General features: G+C 43.4%; 17 protein-coding genes. 10 read left to right on the forward strand and 7 right to left on the reverse strand.

The genetic code is table 11. The features are described 5' to 3' along the window. The first annotated feature begins 90 nt into the window (after positions 1 to 90). Positions 91 to 567, forward strand: a complete 477-nt coding sequence (locus M3P07_RS13050; RefSeq protein ID WP_249970369.1) for an acyl-CoA thioesterase — start codon at positions 91 to 93, stop codon at positions 565 to 567. Here the strand turns inward: M3P07_RS13050 and M3P07_RS13055 are convergent. The 4 genes from M3P07_RS13055 to M3P07_RS13070 all read right to left on the reverse strand — a co-directional run bounded on the left by M3P07_RS13055 (position 551) and on the right by M3P07_RS13070 (position 2914). Continuing rightward, the gene (locus M3P07_RS13055; RefSeq protein ID WP_249970370.1) at positions 551 to 1444 is read right to left on the reverse strand and encodes a DMT family transporter; all 894 of its coding nucleotides are present in this window, start codon (positions 1442 to 1444) and stop codon (positions 551 to 553) included. The two genes, M3P07_RS13050 and M3P07_RS13055, sit on opposite strands and share 17 nt — an antisense overlap. Next, a complete protein-coding gene (locus tag M3P07_RS13060; RefSeq protein WP_249970371.1) occupies positions 1441 to 1794 on the reverse strand; it encodes an arsenate reductase family protein in 354 nt (117 codons plus the stop codon). The genes M3P07_RS13055 and M3P07_RS13060 overlap by 4 nt, the downstream gene beginning before the upstream one ends. A 9-nt stretch (positions 1795 to 1803) precedes the next feature. Then, the gene (locus M3P07_RS13065; protein ID WP_249970372.1) at positions 1804 to 2145 is read right to left on the reverse strand and encodes an avidin-fold protein; all 342 of its coding nucleotides are present in this window, start codon (positions 2143 to 2145) and stop codon (positions 1804 to 1806) included. A 73-nt stretch (positions 2146 to 2218) separates the two neighbouring features. Next, positions 2219 to 2914: an aspartate/glutamate racemase family protein gene (locus M3P07_RS13070; protein ID WP_249970373.1), complete on the reverse strand. Its 696-nt coding sequence runs from the start codon at positions 2912 to 2914 to the stop codon at positions 2219 to 2221. Between the two features lie 261 nt (positions 2915 to 3175). Between M3P07_RS13070 and M3P07_RS13075 the strand changes: the two genes are divergently transcribed. After that, positions 3176 to 3652: a DinB family protein gene (locus M3P07_RS13075; protein WP_249970374.1), complete on the forward strand. Its 477-nt coding sequence runs from the start codon at positions 3176 to 3178 to the stop codon at positions 3650 to 3652. 2 nt (positions 3653 to 3654) lie between these two features. Here M3P07_RS13075 and M3P07_RS13080 read toward each other — a convergent pair whose 3' ends face one another. Then, positions 3655 to 4398, reverse strand: a complete 744-nt coding sequence (locus tag M3P07_RS13080; protein WP_249970375.1) for a DUF3298 and DUF4163 domain-containing protein — start codon at positions 4396 to 4398, stop codon at positions 3655 to 3657. A gap of 84 nt (positions 4399 to 4482) precedes the next feature. Here M3P07_RS13080 and M3P07_RS13085 point away from each other — a divergent pair, with 84 nt between their 5' ends. From M3P07_RS13085 to M3P07_RS13100, 4 genes are all read left to right on the forward strand, one after another. Next, on the forward strand, positions 4483 to 5637 hold the full coding sequence (locus M3P07_RS13085) for a cystathionine gamma-synthase (protein ID WP_249970376.1): 1155 nt from the start codon (positions 4483 to 4485) through the stop codon (positions 5635 to 5637). A gap of 129 nt (positions 5638 to 5766) precedes the next feature. Further along, positions 5767 to 7110, forward strand: a complete 1344-nt coding sequence (gene gdhA / locus M3P07_RS13090) for an NADP-specific glutamate dehydrogenase (RefSeq protein WP_249970377.1) — start codon at positions 5767 to 5769, stop codon at positions 7108 to 7110. Between the two features lie 86 nt (positions 7111 to 7196). Then, positions 7197 to 7916 carry a DNA repair protein RecO gene (gene recO, locus M3P07_RS13095; RefSeq protein WP_249970378.1) on the forward strand — a complete coding sequence of 240 codons (720 nt, stop codon included), beginning with the start codon at positions 7197 to 7199 and terminating at the stop codon, positions 7914 to 7916. After that, entirely contained in the window at positions 7900 to 10332 is a 2433-nt protein-coding gene (locus tag M3P07_RS13100; protein WP_249970379.1) for a TonB-dependent receptor, read from the forward strand. The genes recO and M3P07_RS13100 overlap by 17 nt, the downstream gene beginning before the upstream one ends. 46 nt (positions 10333 to 10378) lie before the next feature. On the opposite strand, the gene M3P07_RS13105 is transcribed toward M3P07_RS13100, so the two are convergent. Further along, complete coding sequence (locus M3P07_RS13105; RefSeq protein WP_249970380.1) at positions 10379 to 10720, reverse strand: hypothetical protein; 342 nt, start codon at positions 10718 to 10720, stop codon at positions 10379 to 10381. A gap of 179 nt (positions 10721 to 10899) precedes the next feature. Here M3P07_RS13105 and ileS point away from each other — a divergent pair, with 179 nt between their 5' ends. The 4 genes from ileS to M3P07_RS13125 are packed head-to-tail and all read left to right on the forward strand — an operon-like array spanning position 10900 to position 16013. Further along, a complete protein-coding gene (gene ileS, locus M3P07_RS13110; protein WP_249970381.1) occupies positions 10900 to 14301 on the forward strand; it encodes an isoleucine--tRNA ligase in 3402 nt (1133 codons plus the stop codon). Positions 14302 to 14303: 2 nt separating this feature from the next. Further along, the gene (locus M3P07_RS13115) at positions 14304 to 14687 is read left to right on the forward strand and encodes a TraR/DksA family transcriptional regulator (RefSeq protein ID WP_249970382.1); all 384 of its coding nucleotides are present in this window, start codon (positions 14304 to 14306) and stop codon (positions 14685 to 14687) included. A gap of 27 nt (positions 14688 to 14714) precedes the next feature. Next, positions 14715 to 15335 (forward strand): DUF4097 family beta strand repeat-containing protein, encoded by a 621-nt coding sequence (locus M3P07_RS13120; protein ID WP_249970383.1) that lies wholly within the window; start codon positions 14715 to 14717, stop codon positions 15333 to 15335. A 33-nt stretch (positions 15336 to 15368) separates the two neighbouring features. Further along, a complete protein-coding gene (locus tag M3P07_RS13125) occupies positions 15369 to 16013 on the forward strand; it encodes a lipoprotein signal peptidase (RefSeq protein ID WP_249970384.1) in 645 nt (214 codons plus the stop codon). Here the strand turns inward: M3P07_RS13125 and M3P07_RS13130 are convergent. Then, the gene (locus M3P07_RS13130; RefSeq protein ID WP_249970385.1) at positions 16001 to 16561 is read right to left on the reverse strand and encodes a 5-formyltetrahydrofolate cyclo-ligase; all 561 of its coding nucleotides are present in this window, start codon (positions 16559 to 16561) and stop codon (positions 16001 to 16003) included. The two genes, M3P07_RS13125 and M3P07_RS13130, sit on opposite strands and share 13 nt — an antisense overlap. Positions 16562 to 16611 lie beyond the last annotated feature (50 nt).

The raw sequence follows: 16611 nt of genomic DNA on the forward strand, positions 1-16611 counted from the left end.
AATTAAGGTTATTTAGGTCCTGATACGGGCTCAATTCCTAAAAGTATGGTAATTTTACAACTATTATGCATGCATAACAAACATACACCTATGTTTTTTAAGGAATTTGAAGTTAGATGGAACGATTTGGATGCCAACAGACATTTGGCCAACTCTGCCTACATCAATTTTATGAGCCATACCCGAATGTCCTTTCTTACCCAATTGGGGTTTGCCCACAGGGAATTTGAGACCCACGAAATAGGCCCCGTGGTATTTTATGAGCACATCTATTATTTTAAGGAAGTCTTCCCAGGTAAACCTATTAAGGTTTCATTGGAAATCACAGGGATGAGCGCGGACGGTAGGTTTTTTGAATTCCACCATAACTTTTATGATTCCAAAGGAAAACACTTGGCACATTGCGAAATGATGTTCGCTTGGATCGATATGAAAACTAGAAAATTGGTCGCTTTACCAAAAGAGGCCAAGGAGATTTTTGATCAACATGAAAAATCTCCGGATTTTAGGATGCTTACCAAAGAGGACACCCGAAGGCATGCTAAAGTACCTAAGGACTTGGCTTAGGCTTCCTACTCGCTAAATATACCCCCAATAGTACCAGTACCGTGGCAGCAATCTTTACCAAGGTCAATTGGTCCTTTCCCGAAAACAGGGCAAATATGATTCCAATCAAGGGCTGTAGGTAAACAAAGGCCCCTACGGTAGAAGCCCTAAGTTGGGTGAGGGCGAACACATTGAACAGGTAGGTTAAAAAAGTGGTTCCGATAACTACAAAGGCAATTACCCCATAGACCCAAGTGGGCAAAATCGTCCATTGAATTTCGGAGAACTCGGGATACGTAACTGGGAAAGCAAGTATAAACCCAATAGTAAAGAGCCATTTCATCAAGGCTAAAGGGTGATACTTTTCGATCAATTTTTTCACCAAGATCAAATACGATCCATATACCGTTGCATTGAGTACAAAAAGTAGATTGCCCAAGGGAATATTGGGTGCATCTTGACGTATTTCTGCCCCAAAGAGAATCAGACCCAAGGCCCCAACAAAACCCAGGAAAATTCCCAATCCTTTGTTCAAGGTCACCTTTTCTTTAATAAAAAGGGCGGACAGCACCACAACTATAATGGGTGTTATGGTAACCAACACGGCACTGTTTATGGGGGTTGATAATTGCAAACCTTTAAAAAAAGCAAGCATATTGATGGCCATGCCCAAAAAGGAACAGGCTAGGATGCGCAACCAATCCTTGCGCTCAATACGTTGTTTGGGCCCAAAAACCGAAATGGCCCAAAAAAGTAGGGCAGCACCTCCCAACCGAAGCATGATAAAACCGTAGGGGCCAACATAATCCGGCATTGCCCCTTTGGCAATGGTGTGGTTGAGGCCATAGATGGTTGTGGCCCCGAGAGCGGCCAAGAGGGCCAAAGTACGTTTGCTCATGAATGCAGGGCTTCTTTCGCAGCTTCCACCACTTTTTTGGTGTTACCTACAAAAATTTGGTCTCCCAAGATTACTACAGGCCTTTTTAAAAAGGTATAGTGCTCCAGGATGAGCTTTTTGTAGTCATCTTCGTTGAGTTGTTGCTCATGAAGCCCGCGTTGGCGGAACAACATGGCCCGCCTGCTGAACAGGGCTTCGTAGCTTCCGGCCAATGATGCCATTTTGTCCACTTGTTCTGGGGTCATGGGCTCCGATTTAATTTCTTGTAGTTTAACCCCGTCCAAAGGTTCCAATTCCTTTAAAATACGTTGGCAGGTAGAGCAACTTCCTAGATGGTATATTTTTTTCATATGGTTCTATTATTGTTCAACATATTCTGAGGTTCCTTTTTCTCCCGTAGCTGTCAACCATTGCCAATCCAACTTCAATCTGATTTTTCCTTGGTTATCAAGGGATACATCGGCATTGGCTCTTCCAGATTTTAGTTCTCCCTCCTTGGTAAGACATTGGTAAACCATCTGTAGATTTTCACCCTTAAGGGTGCCAATTATATTGCCACATACAATGGCTCCACCAGCATATTCTCCAGTGATTACGTTCTCATTTTGCTGATACTTAAAAACTGTTTCGGTATTGACGGTTCCCGCTTCGGAATTGTCTACCAATAGGAATGTTTTATTGTTAAAGTTGAATCGTGTCATAACAAAAATGAACTGTCCATGGAATTCCAAACAAAGAAACCGAATTTTAACAAGAAAGGGGTTGAAATGATTGTCATTTGAACAATGCAAGATCAACCGCTTTCTGTGCATGGATTTTGGCAGTATCAAAAGTGGGGATGTCGACTTCTTCCGAAGGAATAAGAATCGGCAATTCGGTACATCCCAAAATAACACCTTCCGCGCCTTGATCCTCCAATTTTTTAATGATGTCCAAACATCGCTGCTTGGACGTCTCGGTAAAAACGCCTTTTACCAATTCGTTATAGATAATGGATTGTAAAACATCCATATCCGATACCTCGGGCACCAAAATCTCCAGACCAAATTCTTCCTCCAGAATTCGGGTATAAAAGTCCTTTTCCATGGTAAATTTGGTTCCCAAAAGGGCAACTTTTTGCAGGCCTTGCTTTTGAATGGCCTCTCCCGTTGCCCGGGCTATGTGGATAAACGGGACATCTACAGCTTCGGTGATGGCATCGCTCACCAAGTGGATGGTGTTGGTACACAGAACCACCATGTCGGCCCCGGCAGCAACCAACTTTTGGGCTTGAAGCGCCATAGCCTCCCCAATTTTGTCCCATTGGTTGGCAAAGGAATGTTGTTCAATTTCATCAAAATCCACCGAGGTGAGCACACTTTTGGCAGAGTGTGACCCGCCAAGGGTACCTCTGATCATTTCATTAATATGTTGATAATAGATTTTTGAGGATTCCCAACTCATTCCCCCTATCAAGCCAATTGTTTTCATCTTATCTAATTTTTGATAGATCTTCAGCGCCTTCGATAACAAAGGAAGAGAGAAAATTTGTGATCCTTGCCCTCAAACTTTGTCGATAGCGAATTGGAGCAGTTTGCCCCAAGTACGAACAGTCCAAACAGTTTTCCATAAATTTCACATTTAGATATTCATAAATATCGATTTATAAAACAAAAATGTAATACCTTGCTTTACTTTGAATGAGACAAAAATACAAAATATTTATATATTTATATTTATAGATATGTTAAAATGCTCATTGCATCAATGGACAAACAATTCGACATTATCCTGAAGAACAGAATCATTTTCAAACGCATTTTGGAAAACACTCCAAATGAGGAGCTGTTAAAAATTCCCAACGGCTTTCGAAACAATATCTGGTGGAACATTGCCCATGCCATGGTTACCCAGCAATTGTTGGTCTATAAACTAAGCGGGCTGGCTTTTACCATTGAGGAAGAGCTCATAAACAAATATCGAAAGGGCACTGCTCCGGAGGGGGAACCTGATGCAGAGGAGATTGAAAAAATATCAGGGTACTTAACAAGTACCATTGAACAGATGCAAGAGGATTATTCCAACGGTGCTTTTAAGAATTTCGAGGCTTACATGACCACTCCCAAAATAGGTTTGGATAGTGTGGAAGATGCCATTTCATTTTTGGCTTTTCACGATGGTATTCACCTTGGGGCCATTTTGGCGCTTCAAAAAGTCATAAAAGTGTGATCCTATTTTGCAGTGGGTCGCTTCAGGTATTTATTGGCTTCTGCAAAAGGAATGGTTATGATTTTAGGGCCATCTGCATAAGAAGCAATCTCGTATTGGTTGTAGATCAATTGAATGCCCTCCATGGTATAGCCCAGATTTTCAGATAGGTGAAAACGATCTCCCTCAAACATAAACCCAGTGCTGTTGATGTTTTCATCTTGGGGTACATCTTCCTGGATACGGAACTTGGTTTCGGTATACTTCCTAAATCCATCTTCATCCTCAAAAAGCTCCCAATTTTCCAACTCGGTTCCCTTTACCTTGTCAAAGTTTAGGAAAGAGACAGAACTGTATCCATGGGCGCCTCCTGTAAAGGTATAGGCATTGATTACCAGAGTTAACATAGCGTTGTCCTCGTAGGCTACGTCACTACTTATTTTGGCCTCCCAGCCCACTGTTTCATCTGGAAATTTATCCTTCAACTCCCGAAAACTTTTGGTGAAGGACGCAATGGCCTTGTTCATGGTATCCACATTCTCGGCTTCATCAAACGAAAGTAGAGCGATTACCTCTTCTTGGAGGGAGCGATTAATGGCCTCGGCAACTTTTGTCTCATCTAAGGCCTCTATAAGGTCAATTTTGATATCTGGGCAATCTTTGCAAGCTTTTCCATGATACTGGTTGGGTGCAAACGTAAGTTTATGTCCGGTTTCGCAACCAAGGGAGAGCAATAATAGCAACAACAGGCAAATGGATTTGTTCATCATTTGGGGTTTATGTCTTCAAAAATAAGACTTCATTGATTACTCCAAAAGATAACGATACATTTGTAGGTATATCAAGGAACAATGAGCAAAAAAGAACTGAGCTTCAATAGCAAGACGATTCACGGAGGACAGCAACCGGACAAGGCCTATGGTGCTGTAATGCCTCCCATTTACCAAACATCCACCTATGCCCAATCCACTCCCGGTGGACATCAGGGTTTTGAATATTCCAGAAGTGCCAATCCAACCCGGACGGCCTTGGAAAATTCCTTGGCCAGCATAGAAAATGGAAACTACGGGTTGGCGTTTGCCAGCGGACTTTCGGCCATGGATGCCGTGATCAAATTGCTCAACCCAGGGGATGAGGTGGTATCCACCAACGACTTATATGGAGGCAGCTATCGCTTGTTTAAACAAGTGTTTGAAAAATATGGAATCAAGTTTCATTTTATAGGGATGCAAGATGTTGGTGCCATTGAGGCAAGCATCAATGGCAAGACCAAGTTGATTTGGGTGGAAACCCCGACCAATCCCATGATGAACATTATCGATATTAAAGCGGTGTCGGATCTGGCTAAAAAACACGACCTGCTATTAGCCGTGGACAACACTTTTGCCACGCCGTATTTACAAAGGCCCTTGGATTTGGGAGCTGATATTGTGATGCATTCCGCCACCAAATATTTGGGGGGACATAGCGATGTGGTTGTTGGCGCCTTGGTAGTCAAAGAGAAGGAGCTTGCGGATCAACTTTATTTTATTCAAAATGCCAGCGGGGCGGTTTGCGGACCTATGGACAGCTTTCTAACCCTTCGCGGAATCAAGACCTTGCACGTGCGCATGCAACGCCATTGTGAAAATGGGAAGGCCATAGCAGAATTTTTGGCCAATCACCCTAAAATTGAAAAGGTCTATTGGCCTGGATTTGGGGACCATCCCAACCACGAGGTGGCCAAGGTGCAAATGGACGGTTTCGGGGGGATGATTTCTTTTGTAACCAAGGGAAGTAGTTATGAAGATGCCATTAAAATTGTTGAAAAACTTCAGGTGTTCACCCTCGCCGAATCCTTGGGAGGGGTTGAGAGCCTAGCAGGACATCCAGCAAGTATGACACATGCCAGTATCCCCAAAGAGGAACGGGAAAAAAGTGGAGTGGTCGATGCCTTGATCAGACTGAGCGTCGGTATAGAAGATGTCAACGATCTTATAGCGGACCTGGAACAGGCCATAGGATAGCAGTTTTTGAAAAATTTTCAGAAAAAGGGCATTTGAATTATGTAAATAGTATAATTTTGCCCTCTAATTCCTAATTTGATAAAATTCCCATAAATCGAAACGTGGGAAATTAAACTTGAAATCCGTTATATGGAAGCAAAAATCAAAGCATTTATGGATGAGGTGATTGCCCGAAATGGGCACGAACCTGAGTTCATCCAAGCGGTACAAGAGGTAGCGGAAACCGTTATCCCGTACATAGTCCAACATGATATTTACCATGGCAAAAACATCCTTTTGCGTATGGTGGAACCCGAGCGTTTGATATCGTTTCGTGTGGCGTGGGTCGATGATGATGGGGAAATCCATGTTAACCGTGGATATCGCATACAAATGAACTCGGCCATTGGCCCATATAAAGGGGGACTTCGTTTCCATCCAACAGTAAACGCCAGTGTGTTAAAATTCTTGGCTTTTGAGCAGGTATTCAAGAACAGTTTAACCACCTTGCCCATGGGCGGTGGTAAAGGAGGTTCCGATTTTGACCCCAAAGGTAAATCGGATGATGAGGTAATGCGTTTTTGCCACGCATTTATGTTGGAATTGAACAGGCATATTGGTCCCAATACCGATGTTCCTGCAGGAGATATTGGAGTTGGCGCGCGTGAAATAGGATTCCTGTTCGGGATGTATAAAAAAATTAGAAACGAGTTTACAGGGGTATTGACCGGTAAAGGTCGTTCTTGGGGAGGATCACTGATCCGACCTGAAGCCACAGGATATGGAACCGTTTATTTTGCGGACAGCATGCTCAAGACCAATGGCCAATCTTTTGAAGGCAAGAAAGTGGTGATTTCCGGATCTGGAAATGTGGCACAATTTGCTGCAGAAAAAGTGCTCCAATTGGGCGGAACTGTACTCACCCTATCAGACTCTGGTGGATACATTTATGACAAAGAAGGTATTGATGCTGAAAAATTGGCCTTCGTGATGGATTTGAAAAACAACCGAAGGGGACGTATCTCCGAGTTCGCGGATAAATATGCATCAGCCACATATCACAAAGGCAAAACACCATGGGAGGTTTCCTGTGATGTTGCCTTGCCATGTGCAACGCAGAACGAACTTAATGGTACGGATGCCGAAACCTTGATAAAAAATGGATGTATCGCTGTGGCCGAGGGTGCCAATATGCCTTCTACTCCAGAGGCGATCCACGCTTTCCACGATGCCAAAATTTTGTTTGCTCCCGGAAAAGCTTCCAATGCAGGGGGAGTTGCTACCTCTGGATTGGAGATGTCCCAAAATTCACTTCGAATTAGTTGGACACGTGAAGAGGTAGATGAGCGACTGAAAGGTATTATGGAGGATATCCACGATTCCTGTATTGAATATGGAAAAGAGGCTGATGGCTATTGCAACTATGTAAAAGGAGCCAATATTGCCGGATTTGTGAAGGTTGCCGACGCCATGTTGGCCCAAGGGGTTATCTAAATCCCATACAAATAGGATAAAATGAAAGTGGGCGGTTATTGGTCAATCGCCCACTTTTTTTATATTGGACCATACCGAAAACTCTCATGCAGGTTACCACTAAGGCCATAGTATTAACTTCTTTAAAATATGGCGATACCAGTCTTATCGTCAAGGCGTTTACGGAGTCGGATGGGATGAAATCGTATCTGCTCAAGGGTGTGCTTTCTTCCAAAAAGGGGAAATTGAAAGCGGCTTACTTTTTACCACTTATGCAATTGGAGATTGTTGCCAACCATAAAAACAAGGGAACACTGGAGAGCATCAAGGAAGCCAAGGTGACCCTACCCTATAAATCCCTGCATACCGATATTGTAAAGAACAGCCTGGTGCTTTTTTTGGCCGAAATGTTGGGGAACAGCATTCAGGAGCAAGAGGAGGACCGGGCGCTTTTCAATTATTTGGAATATACCTTGCACTGGTTGGACGAACATGAGGCCCCACCCAATTTTCATTTGTTGTTTTTGTTGAATCTCACAAAGTATCTGGGGTTTTATCCGGACATTTCTGACCAACGTGGGGCATACTTCGATTTATTGGAAGGGAGCTTTAACCGGACCCCTTCGCTAAACCCCCTGATCCAGGGAGATGAAATTGTCCATTTTAAAAAGCTCTTGGGCATAAATTTTGATGCACTTCAGACAGTACAGACAAACAAAGCCTTACGACAGGAATTGTTGAAAAAAGTTATTCTGTATTTTGAATTACATTTGCACGGATTTAGAAAACCGAAGTCCCTGGCCGTTTTAAATGCAGTATTTGAGTAGTATGCGCAACATTGGTTTTGTCCTCTTTTTTTTCATGGCCTCCCTCCACGTTTTTTCACAGGAAATCACCGTTTTGGACGCGGATACGGGCATCCCAGTGGCCAATATTGCCATATTTAACAAGGACAAATCCAAAACCTCCGTTTCCAATTTGAACGGAAAGGCCAATCTTGATGTGTTCGATAGAAACGAACGGATTTCTTTTAGACATATCAGCTATGAAGAATTGGCAACGACCAAATCAAAAATTGGAAAAAAGGGAAACAGGGTATATCTGGTATTGAAACCTGAGGAACTGCAAGAGGTTGTTATGTCGGTATCCAAATGGGAACAGCAAAAAAAGGACATTCCCCAAAAAATTGAATCCATCGACGCCCGCACCGTGGCCTTTACCAGTCCCCAAACTTCTGCCGATTTGCTTCAAAACAGCGGAATGGTGTTTGTGCAAAAAAGCCAATTAGGGGGAGGTAGCCCAATGATCCGCGGATTTGCAACCAATAGATTGTTGCTTTCGGTAGACGGGGTACGGATGAACAATGCCATTTTTAGAGGGGGAAATATTCAGAATGTAATTTCTGTGGACCCCTTTACCATTCGGAACACCGAGGTGGTCTTTGGTCCCGGTTCCGTTATTTATGGGAGCGACGCCATTGGTGGAGTTATGAACTTTTACACGCGAAACCCCCGTTTTTCCTTTACAGATAGTTTGACCGTTTCCGGAAGGGCCTCCTATCGATTTGCATCGGCAAATAAGGAGAACACGGCGCACTTCGACATCAATTTGGGTCAACAAAAATGGGCCTCTTACACCAGTATTACCTACAATAATTTTGATGACCTGGTCATGGGTAAAAACGGCCCGGATTCCTATTTGCGAAACAACTTTGTAGTTCGGGAAAATGGGGTGGACATCTTGAGGGAAAATGGGGACCCCGAAAAGCAAGTGACCTCAGGATATGACCAACTTAGCGTGCTGCAAAAGTTCACCTATAAGCCAAACACCAGTTGGAATTATGATATAGGCCTGCACTATTCGGAAACCTCCGACTATTCCAGATACGATAGATTGATTCGGCCCAACGAAGCCGGAGATGGGTTGCGTTCTGCCGAATGGAACTATGGTCCCCAAAAGTGGTTCATGGCCAATTTTCAGATTACCAAACAGGGGAAGAATAAGTTTTACGACGGGGTAAAGCTCACGACAGCTTATCAGTTTTTTGAAGAAAGTAGGGTCAATCGGGATTTTCAGGCCACCGATAGATTTACCACAAAGGAACATGTGGATGCCCTTTCCCTAAATCTCGATTTTGAGAACAAGAAAATTGGGGACCTAAGATTGTACTATGGGGCGGAATACATCTTTAACAAAGTGCATTCTGAAGGAAGCCAGACCAATATTCTAACCAATGTGGTTATGGATGCTGCAACCCGATATCCGGATGGGGCCACTTGGCAGACCTTTGCAGGGTACATCAACGGCGAATACAAATTAATGCCCAACTTTACGCTGCTCTCTGGAGCACGATACAGCCAGGTTTGGGTGGATGCCCAGTTTGATAAAACCTTTTATCCCTTTCCTTTTGTCGAGGCGGACCTAATTACCGGAGCATTTACAGGAAGTGTTGGTTTTAGCTGGTTCCCCAAGGCCGATTTGCAGGTTACCCTAAACGGGTCAACAGGCTTTAGAGCACCCAACATTGACGATATTGGAAAAATTTTCGACTCTGAACCTGGTGCCGTGGTGGTGCCCAACCCGGACCTGGAACCTGAATATGCCTACAATGCCGAACTGGGTATCCGCAAGAATGTAAAGGATAAATTAGTGGTCAAAGTAGCGACCTTCTATACCTATTTGGTCGATGCCCTGGTACGAAGGGATTTTGCGTTCGATGGAGAAACCGAAATACTTTATAATGGAGAATTAAGCAGGGTTCAGGCTATTCAAAATGCCGCCAAGGCTTATGTTTACGGTTTGGAATTTGGGCTTGAGGCCTTTTTGGATGAAAACTGGTCCGTTGCCTCGAATATTACCCTTACAGAAGGTACAGAAGAAGACGATTCCGGCGAGGACACACCCGCCCGTCATGCAGCTCCCACCTTTGGAGATGTACATTTGGTTTGGCAAAACCGCAAGCTAAAAACCGATTTGTTCCTAAACTACAATGGGGAAATTGGTTATAACGATTTGGCACTGACCGAACGCAGCAAATCTTATATCTACGCAGTGGATGAAAATGGAAATCCATACAGCCCTTCTTGGTACACCCTAAATTTTAGGTCGCAATATCAAATAAGCAATGCACTAAAAGCCACCCTGAGTTTGGAAAACTTTACCGACCAGCGTTACAGGACCTATTCCTCTGGAATTACCGCCCCGGGCATTAACCTTATTTTGGGCTTGGCGTATAACTTCTAAAAAAAGCCCCGATTTCTCAGGGCTTTATTTTTATGATTACCAAGATTTAATGTTCCAATTCTTCCTTGGTTTCTTCTGCAGCCTTTTTCAGGTCTTCCGCGGTCTGATTGGCGGCGTCCTTTAGCTCATCGCCCATTTCCTTGGCTTTCTCCAAAGTTTCCTCACCAGCCTTTTTAAGGCTATCCAAAGCCTGCTCGCCCGCTTCCTTCGCATTTTCGCCGGCATCTTTTACCGCATCCACGGCATCTTTCAAATTGTCACCAGCCTCTTCCAACGATTGTTGGGCCTCCTCGGTCGCCTCTTTGGTCTTGTCTGCAGCTTCCTTACAGGAAACCATAACGGACAAGGTAAGAACCATGACCATAATAGGAATTACTACTTTTTTCATATAAAATGGTTTAGTGTTAATGGTCTCAAGATATAAATTTTATAAGAATTGAATGTGAGGAAGTTATCATATTTAGATCAAGGTACTTAATAGGATTTAAATCCCCTTGCGAACCACAGATATTCCATCTAAATTTTTAATTTTGCAAACTTGTAATTCTAGACGAAGGAGCAGTAAATATGAAGTTTGCGGAATATAAAGGATTGGATTTACCCAAAGTATCCGAATCGATATTGGATTTTTGGAAGGACAATCAGATTTTCGAGAAAAGTGTCTCGACGCGCGAGGGAAAGGAAAGCTACGTTTTTTATGAAGGCCCACCCTCTGCTAATGGCATGCCCGGCATCCACCATGTAATGGCAAGGACCATTAAGGATATCTTTCCAAGGTACAAGACCATGAAGGGATATCAGGTTAAGCGTAAAGCGGGATGGGATACCCATGGACTTCCGATTGAGATTGGCGTGGAAAAGGAATTGGGAATTACCAAGGAGGACATAGGGAAAAAGATATCCGTTGAAGAATACAATGCCGCCTGTAAAAAAGCGGTAATGCGCTATACGGATGTCTGGAACGAGATGACAGAAAAAGTTGGGTACTGGGTAGATATGGACGACCCCTACATCACCTATAAACCCAAATATATGGAGTCGGTTTGGTGGTTGTTGAAGCAGATATACGACAAAGGACTCCTTTATAAAGGATATACGATTCAACCTTATTCACCCAAGGCTGGTACGGGATTAAGTTCCCATGAATTGAATCAGCCGGGAACATACCAGGATGTTACCGACACCACAGTAACGGCCCAGTTCAAGGCAAAAAAAGACACGCTTCCAGATTTCCTCGACTCCATTGAAGGCGACATTCACTTTTTGGCGTGGACGACCACTCCGTGGACCCTTCCTTCCAATACGGCTCTGACCGTTGGGCCCAAAATTGAATATGTATTGGTAAGATCATTCAACCAATACACCTTTGAACCTATTAATGTGGTATTGGCAAAAGCTTTGGTTGGGAAACAGTTCGCCGGCAAGTTTTTTGAAGCTGAAAGCGAAGAGGACTTTGCAAATTACAATGCTGGTGACAAAAAGATACCTTATCAAGTTGGACAAAGCTTTATGGGCAAGGACTTGGTGGGCATCCAATTTGAACAACTGATAGACTATGCCCTTCCGTATGAAAATCCAGAGAACGCCTTTAGGGTGATCAGTGGGGATTTTGTTACTACGGAAGATGGTACCGGGATAGTGCACACGGCTCCGACCTTTGGAGCGGATGATGCCTTGGTGGCCAAACAAGCCACACCCCCTGTGCCTCCGATGTTGGTCTTGGACGAAAACAACAATCCGGTTCCCTTGGTTGACCTTCAAGGAAGGTTTAGACCAGAGATGAAGGAACTCGCAGGCAAATACGTCAAAAACGAGTACTATGAGGATGGTGAGGCACCGGACAAATCTGTGGATGTTGAGATTGCCATCAAACTAAAGGAAGAGAACAAGGCCTTTAAGGTCGAAAAATATGTACACAGTTATCCCAATTGCTGGCGAACAGATAAACCGGTATTGTACTATCCCTTGGATTCATGGTTCGTAAAAGTGACCGACATAAAGGACCGTATGTTCGAGTTGAACCAGTCCATAAACTGGAAGCCCAAGGCGACCGGAGAAGGCCGTTTTGGTAACTGGCTGGCCAACGCCAACGATTGGAACCTTTCCCGATCTAGATATTGGGGAATTCCCTTGCCTATTTGGCGTACAGAAGATGGGCAAGAGGAGATGGTGATTGGGTCTGTGGAAGAACTGAAACAGGAAATGGCCAAAGCTGTAGAAGCTGGAGTTTTGGAAAACGACCGTTTTGAAGATTTTGTGGTGGGCGATATGAGTGAGGCCAACTACGATAAAATCGACCTGCATAAAAATATTGTGGATCAGATTACGCTGGTATCCCCTTCGGGAAAACCCATGACACGGGAGTCTGACCTAATCGATGTTTGGTTTGACAGTGGTTCCATGCCCTATGCCCAATGGCACTATCCCTTTGAAAATAAAGAGTTGGTCGATGACGGCGTGGCTTTCCCCGCCAATTTTATCGCAGAAGGTGTGGATCAGACCCGAGGGTGGTTCTATACCCTGCACGCCATTGCAACCATGGTTTTTGATACCATTTCTTATAAGAATGTCGTATCCAACGGGCTTGTGTTGGACAAGGAAGGCAAAAAAATGTCCAAGAGACTGGGCAACGCCGTTGACCCATTCGAGGTTTTACCTAAACATGGGGCAGATGCCACACGTTGGTACATGATTTCCAACGCCAATCCTTGGGACAATCTTAAGTTTGATATAGAGGGAATCGTTGAGGTGAAGCGCAAGTTCTTTGGGACCTTGTACAATACCTATTCCTTTATGGCCTTGTATGCCAATATAGATGGTTTTACCTATTCGGAAGCGGATATTCCTTTAAAGGATAGACCCGAAATCGATCAATGGATACTATCCGAATTGCATTCGTTGATTAAGAAAGTAGACAAGGCCTATGCGGATTATGAAGGCACCAAGGCCACTCGAATGATTTCCGACTTCGTACAGGAAAATCTAAGTAACTGGTACGTTCGATTGAGCAGGAGACGTTTCTGGAAGGGCGATTACCAACAGGATAAAATATCAGCCTATCAGACCTTATATACTTGTTTGAACATTGTGGCAAAGTTGTCGGCACCAGTGGCCCCATTTTATATGGAGCGATTGTACAAAGATTTGGACAACAGTACCCAAAAAGAAGGATTTGAAAGCGTTCATTTGGCCAATTTCCCAGTTTTCGACCTCAATATGGTCAACAAAAAACTGGAACGAAAGATGCAGCTGGCACAAAAGATATCATCTTTGGTCCTGTCCATTCGCCAAAAGGAGAAGATAAAAGTGCGTCAACCCTTGCAAAAGGTGATGATACCTGTTTTGGACGTTACCCAAAGAGAGGATATTGAGGCTGTTTCTGGATTGATCAAGTCCGAGGTGAATGTTAAGGAAATTGAGCTATTGGACGATGCCTCTGGTATTTTGGTTAAGCAAATAAAACCTAATTTTAAGGTTTTGGGTCCCCGTTTCGGTAGGGATATGAAGGCCATTGCCACTGCAGTTGGGCAGTTGGATCAAGAAGATATCCAAAAAATTGAGCGCGAGGGCGAATTAATGCTTGCATTGGAAAATAAAAGTATTATTTTACAGTTAACCGATGTAGAGATAAGCTCTCAAGATATAGAAGGTTGGTTGGTGGCCAGCTCGGGCGCACTTACAGTGGCCTTGGACGTAACCATCGATGAAAACCTTAAGCAAGAAGGGATTGCAAGGGAGTTGGTCAATAGAATCCAAAACCTTAGAAAAGAATCGGGGTTTGAGGTGACCGACAAGATAGATATTAAAATATTGAAAGACGGTTTGGTAGAAAATGCGGTTTCCAGCAATGAGGACTACATTAAAACGGAAACCCTCACGGCCGAACTTAATTTCGAGGAGAATTTAGATGAAGGCGTTGCAATTGCCTTCGATGAAGTAAATACAAAATTGTTTATCAAAAAACACTAGAAATGGCGCAAGATTTAAAAGTAAGATATTCCGATAAGGACCTAGAGGAATTTAGAGCGTTGATCGAGGAAAAGATAGATAAGGCCAAGAAACATTTGGATCTCTTAAAGAGCTCTTATATGAACGATGGCAATAACGGAACAGATGATACTTCCCCAACTTTCAAGGCCTTTGAGGAAGGCTCGGAGACCATGAGCAAGGAAGCGAATACACAATTGGCCATTCGCCAGGAAAAATTTATCCGGGATTTAAAGAATGCCTTGCTCCGTATAGAAAATAAGACCTATGGAATTTGCCGGGTCACCGGCAAATTGATCAATAAAGAGCGCCTAAAGCTCGTTCCCCATGCCACCTTGAGCATAGAGGCCAAGAACATGCAGAAATAAGAAAACGCCTTTAGGCGTTTTTTGTTTATGAAAGCTTTGTTCATCTTGGTTTGCCTGTTGGGGGTTTCCAATCTTCAAGGACAGAAGCAAATCAAAAAGGCCATACTGGACAGCCGTACCGAGTTTATCCAGATTGATACAGAATTCTGTTATCAAGTTACCCTTCAAACAGCTAGGACCAAGGAGGTCCATGTTGAAGCGTACATGGAAGGAGAATATGCAAAGGATTTGTTGGTCAATTTGGAAGAAAAGGGAGCAACAATGCTGATCAGTGCGGGCTTTCAACCCAATTTCATAAATCCAAATGACAAATTAAGTGCCCATAAAGTAATCTCCATTGCTTTGAAGGTTACGGTGCCCCGATACAGTATTGTATCCGTCTTCGGAACCAACTCCAATGTAGATATTGAAGGGGAGTACAAAAATTTGGTGGTTAAACTGGGCAGTGGCAAATGCACATTGAACAAGGTATTGGAATCTGTGGAAGTAGATACCCAAAATGGCGATATCCTGGTTTTGGCATCCCAAGGAAACTTCAGTGCGGTTTCCACCTATGGGCTGGTGGAGAAAGAGGAAATCCCAAATGGGGATAACCAATACATTTTGAGCTCGGTGGAAGGAACGATCAGGCTTAAGAAAACAAAATAATATCCCTACTTTTGCGCAATCTCTTTTAAAGGCATGAATCTAAAAAAGTCCCTAATAATCATAGTGTTGGTCCTTATTGTGGATCAAATCAGTAAGATCTATATCAAGACCAATTTTGTATATGAGCAATCGCATGAGGTCTTCTCGTGGTTCAAAATCTATTTTATTGAAAACTCGGGAGCTGCTTGGGGAACCAAACTCAGTGATTTTCTCCCCATTTCTGATTCGACAGGAAAACTGATCCTGACCATTTTTAGACTGTTTGCCATTACCGGAATTGGTTATTGGCTTTGGGACATTATTAAGAAGCAATCCCCCAAAACCTTGATTTTGGCCGTGTCCCTAATTTTTGCCGGGGCGGTGGGCAATATCATTGACTCTGTTTTTTACGGGGTTATTTTTAATGATAGCCATGGGCAGGTGGCCACGCTTTTTGCCGATCAACCGTATGGAAGGATTTTTCATGGCAAGGTAGTGGACATGCTTTATTTCCCATTGATAGATAGCAACTGGCCCGATTGGGTTCCTGGAATTGGGGGCAATCGTTTTCGTTTTTTTGAACCCGTGTTCAATATTGCCGATACCGCGATCAGTACTGGAGTGGGTATTTTGATCGTGTTCAATAAAAGGGCTTTCCCTAAGCGTCAATCGGAAGATGCCGAAAATCAGAATGCATAGACCTTTTCGGGGGTAACACAATAGTTTAATGCCACATCGTGGGCATGGGTGTCCTGTATATACGCTTCGGCTTCAAAAAGAGAGAGCCCAATTTTCACGGTTTTTGGTCCACATTTGTTTAGAAAATTGTCGTAAAACCCTTTGCCGTAACCAACCCTGTTTCCTTTAAGATCGAAAGCAAGCAAGGGCAGGAACACCACCTCAATTTTGTTTTCGGGAACAACAATCCCACCCGTGGGTTCGGGAATATGCCATTTATTTTTTTTGAAGACGGTATTATCGGTCAGCAGATAGTTTTCCATGCTGTCGTTTCCGCTCACTTTCGGTACAACAACATTCTTGTCCCTTCCTTGAAGTAAAGTGATGAGGGGTAGGGTATCTACCTCCTTGTGTTCTTCGATACTTAGAAAAATATGGAAATAAAAAAAATCCCAAATTGGGATTTCTAGTACATGATTCGCTAGAACAATACTCAAATCTGAGATTTTGTCGGGATGCATTCCCAATCTCAGATCCTTGTATTTTTTTCTTAGTTCATGTTTCAACATCAAGTGTTGAAGGTTTTTTGGGGTAGGTGTGTTTTGGGGAACCTAATTTT

The organism is Flagellimonas myxillae, assembly GCF_023502235.1.
Classification (GTDB): Bacteria; Bacteroidota; Bacteroidia; order Flavobacteriales; family Flavobacteriaceae; genus Flagellimonas; species Flagellimonas myxillae.

What these genes read in the sequence shown, in the direction of transcription:
- M3P07_RS13050 (WP_249970369.1), top strand. Translation starts at nt 91, where the DNA reads ATGTTTTTTAAGGAATTTGAAGTTAGATGGAACGATTTGGATGCCAAC.
- M3P07_RS13055 (WP_249970370.1), bottom strand. Translation starts at nt 1,444, where the DNA reads ATGAGCAAACGTACTTTGGCCCTCTTGGCCGCTCTCGGGGCCACAACC.
- M3P07_RS13060 (WP_249970371.1), bottom strand. Translation starts at nt 1,794, where the DNA reads ATGAAAAAAATATACCATCTAGGAAGTTGCTCTACCTGCCAACGTATT.
- M3P07_RS13065 (WP_249970372.1), bottom strand. Translation starts at nt 2,145, where the DNA reads ATGACACGATTCAACTTTAACAATAAAACATTCCTATTGGTAGACAAT.
- M3P07_RS13070 (WP_249970373.1), bottom strand. Translation starts at nt 2,914, where the DNA reads ATGAAAACAATTGGCTTGATAGGGGGAATGAGTTGGGAATCCTCAAAA.
- M3P07_RS13075 (WP_249970374.1), top strand. Translation starts at nt 3,176, where the DNA reads ATGCTCATTGCATCAATGGACAAACAATTCGACATTATCCTGAAGAAC.
- M3P07_RS13080 (WP_249970375.1), bottom strand. Translation starts at nt 4,398, where the DNA reads ATGAACAAATCCATTTGCCTGTTGTTGCTATTATTGCTCTCCCTTGGT.
- M3P07_RS13085 (WP_249970376.1), top strand. Translation starts at nt 4,483, where the DNA reads ATGAGCAAAAAAGAACTGAGCTTCAATAGCAAGACGATTCACGGAGGA.
- gdhA (WP_249970377.1), top strand. Translation starts at nt 5,767, where the DNA reads ATGGAAGCAAAAATCAAAGCATTTATGGATGAGGTGATTGCCCGAAAT.
- recO (WP_249970378.1), top strand. Translation starts at nt 7,197, where the DNA reads ATGCAGGTTACCACTAAGGCCATAGTATTAACTTCTTTAAAATATGGC.
- M3P07_RS13100 (WP_249970379.1), top strand. Translation starts at nt 7,900, where the DNA reads ATGCAGTATTTGAGTAGTATGCGCAACATTGGTTTTGTCCTCTTTTTT.
- M3P07_RS13105 (WP_249970380.1), bottom strand. Translation starts at nt 10,720, where the DNA reads ATGAAAAAAGTAGTAATTCCTATTATGGTCATGGTTCTTACCTTGTCC.
- ileS (WP_249970381.1), top strand. Translation starts at nt 10,900, where the DNA reads ATGAAGTTTGCGGAATATAAAGGATTGGATTTACCCAAAGTATCCGAA.
- M3P07_RS13115 (WP_249970382.1), top strand. Translation starts at nt 14,304, where the DNA reads ATGGCGCAAGATTTAAAAGTAAGATATTCCGATAAGGACCTAGAGGAA.
- M3P07_RS13120 (WP_249970383.1), top strand. Translation starts at nt 14,715, where the DNA reads ATGAAAGCTTTGTTCATCTTGGTTTGCCTGTTGGGGGTTTCCAATCTT.
- M3P07_RS13125 (WP_249970384.1), top strand. Translation starts at nt 15,369, where the DNA reads ATGAATCTAAAAAAGTCCCTAATAATCATAGTGTTGGTCCTTATTGTG.
- M3P07_RS13130 (WP_249970385.1), bottom strand. Translation starts at nt 16,561, where the DNA reads ATGTTGAAACATGAACTAAGAAAAAAATACAAGGATCTGAGATTGGGA.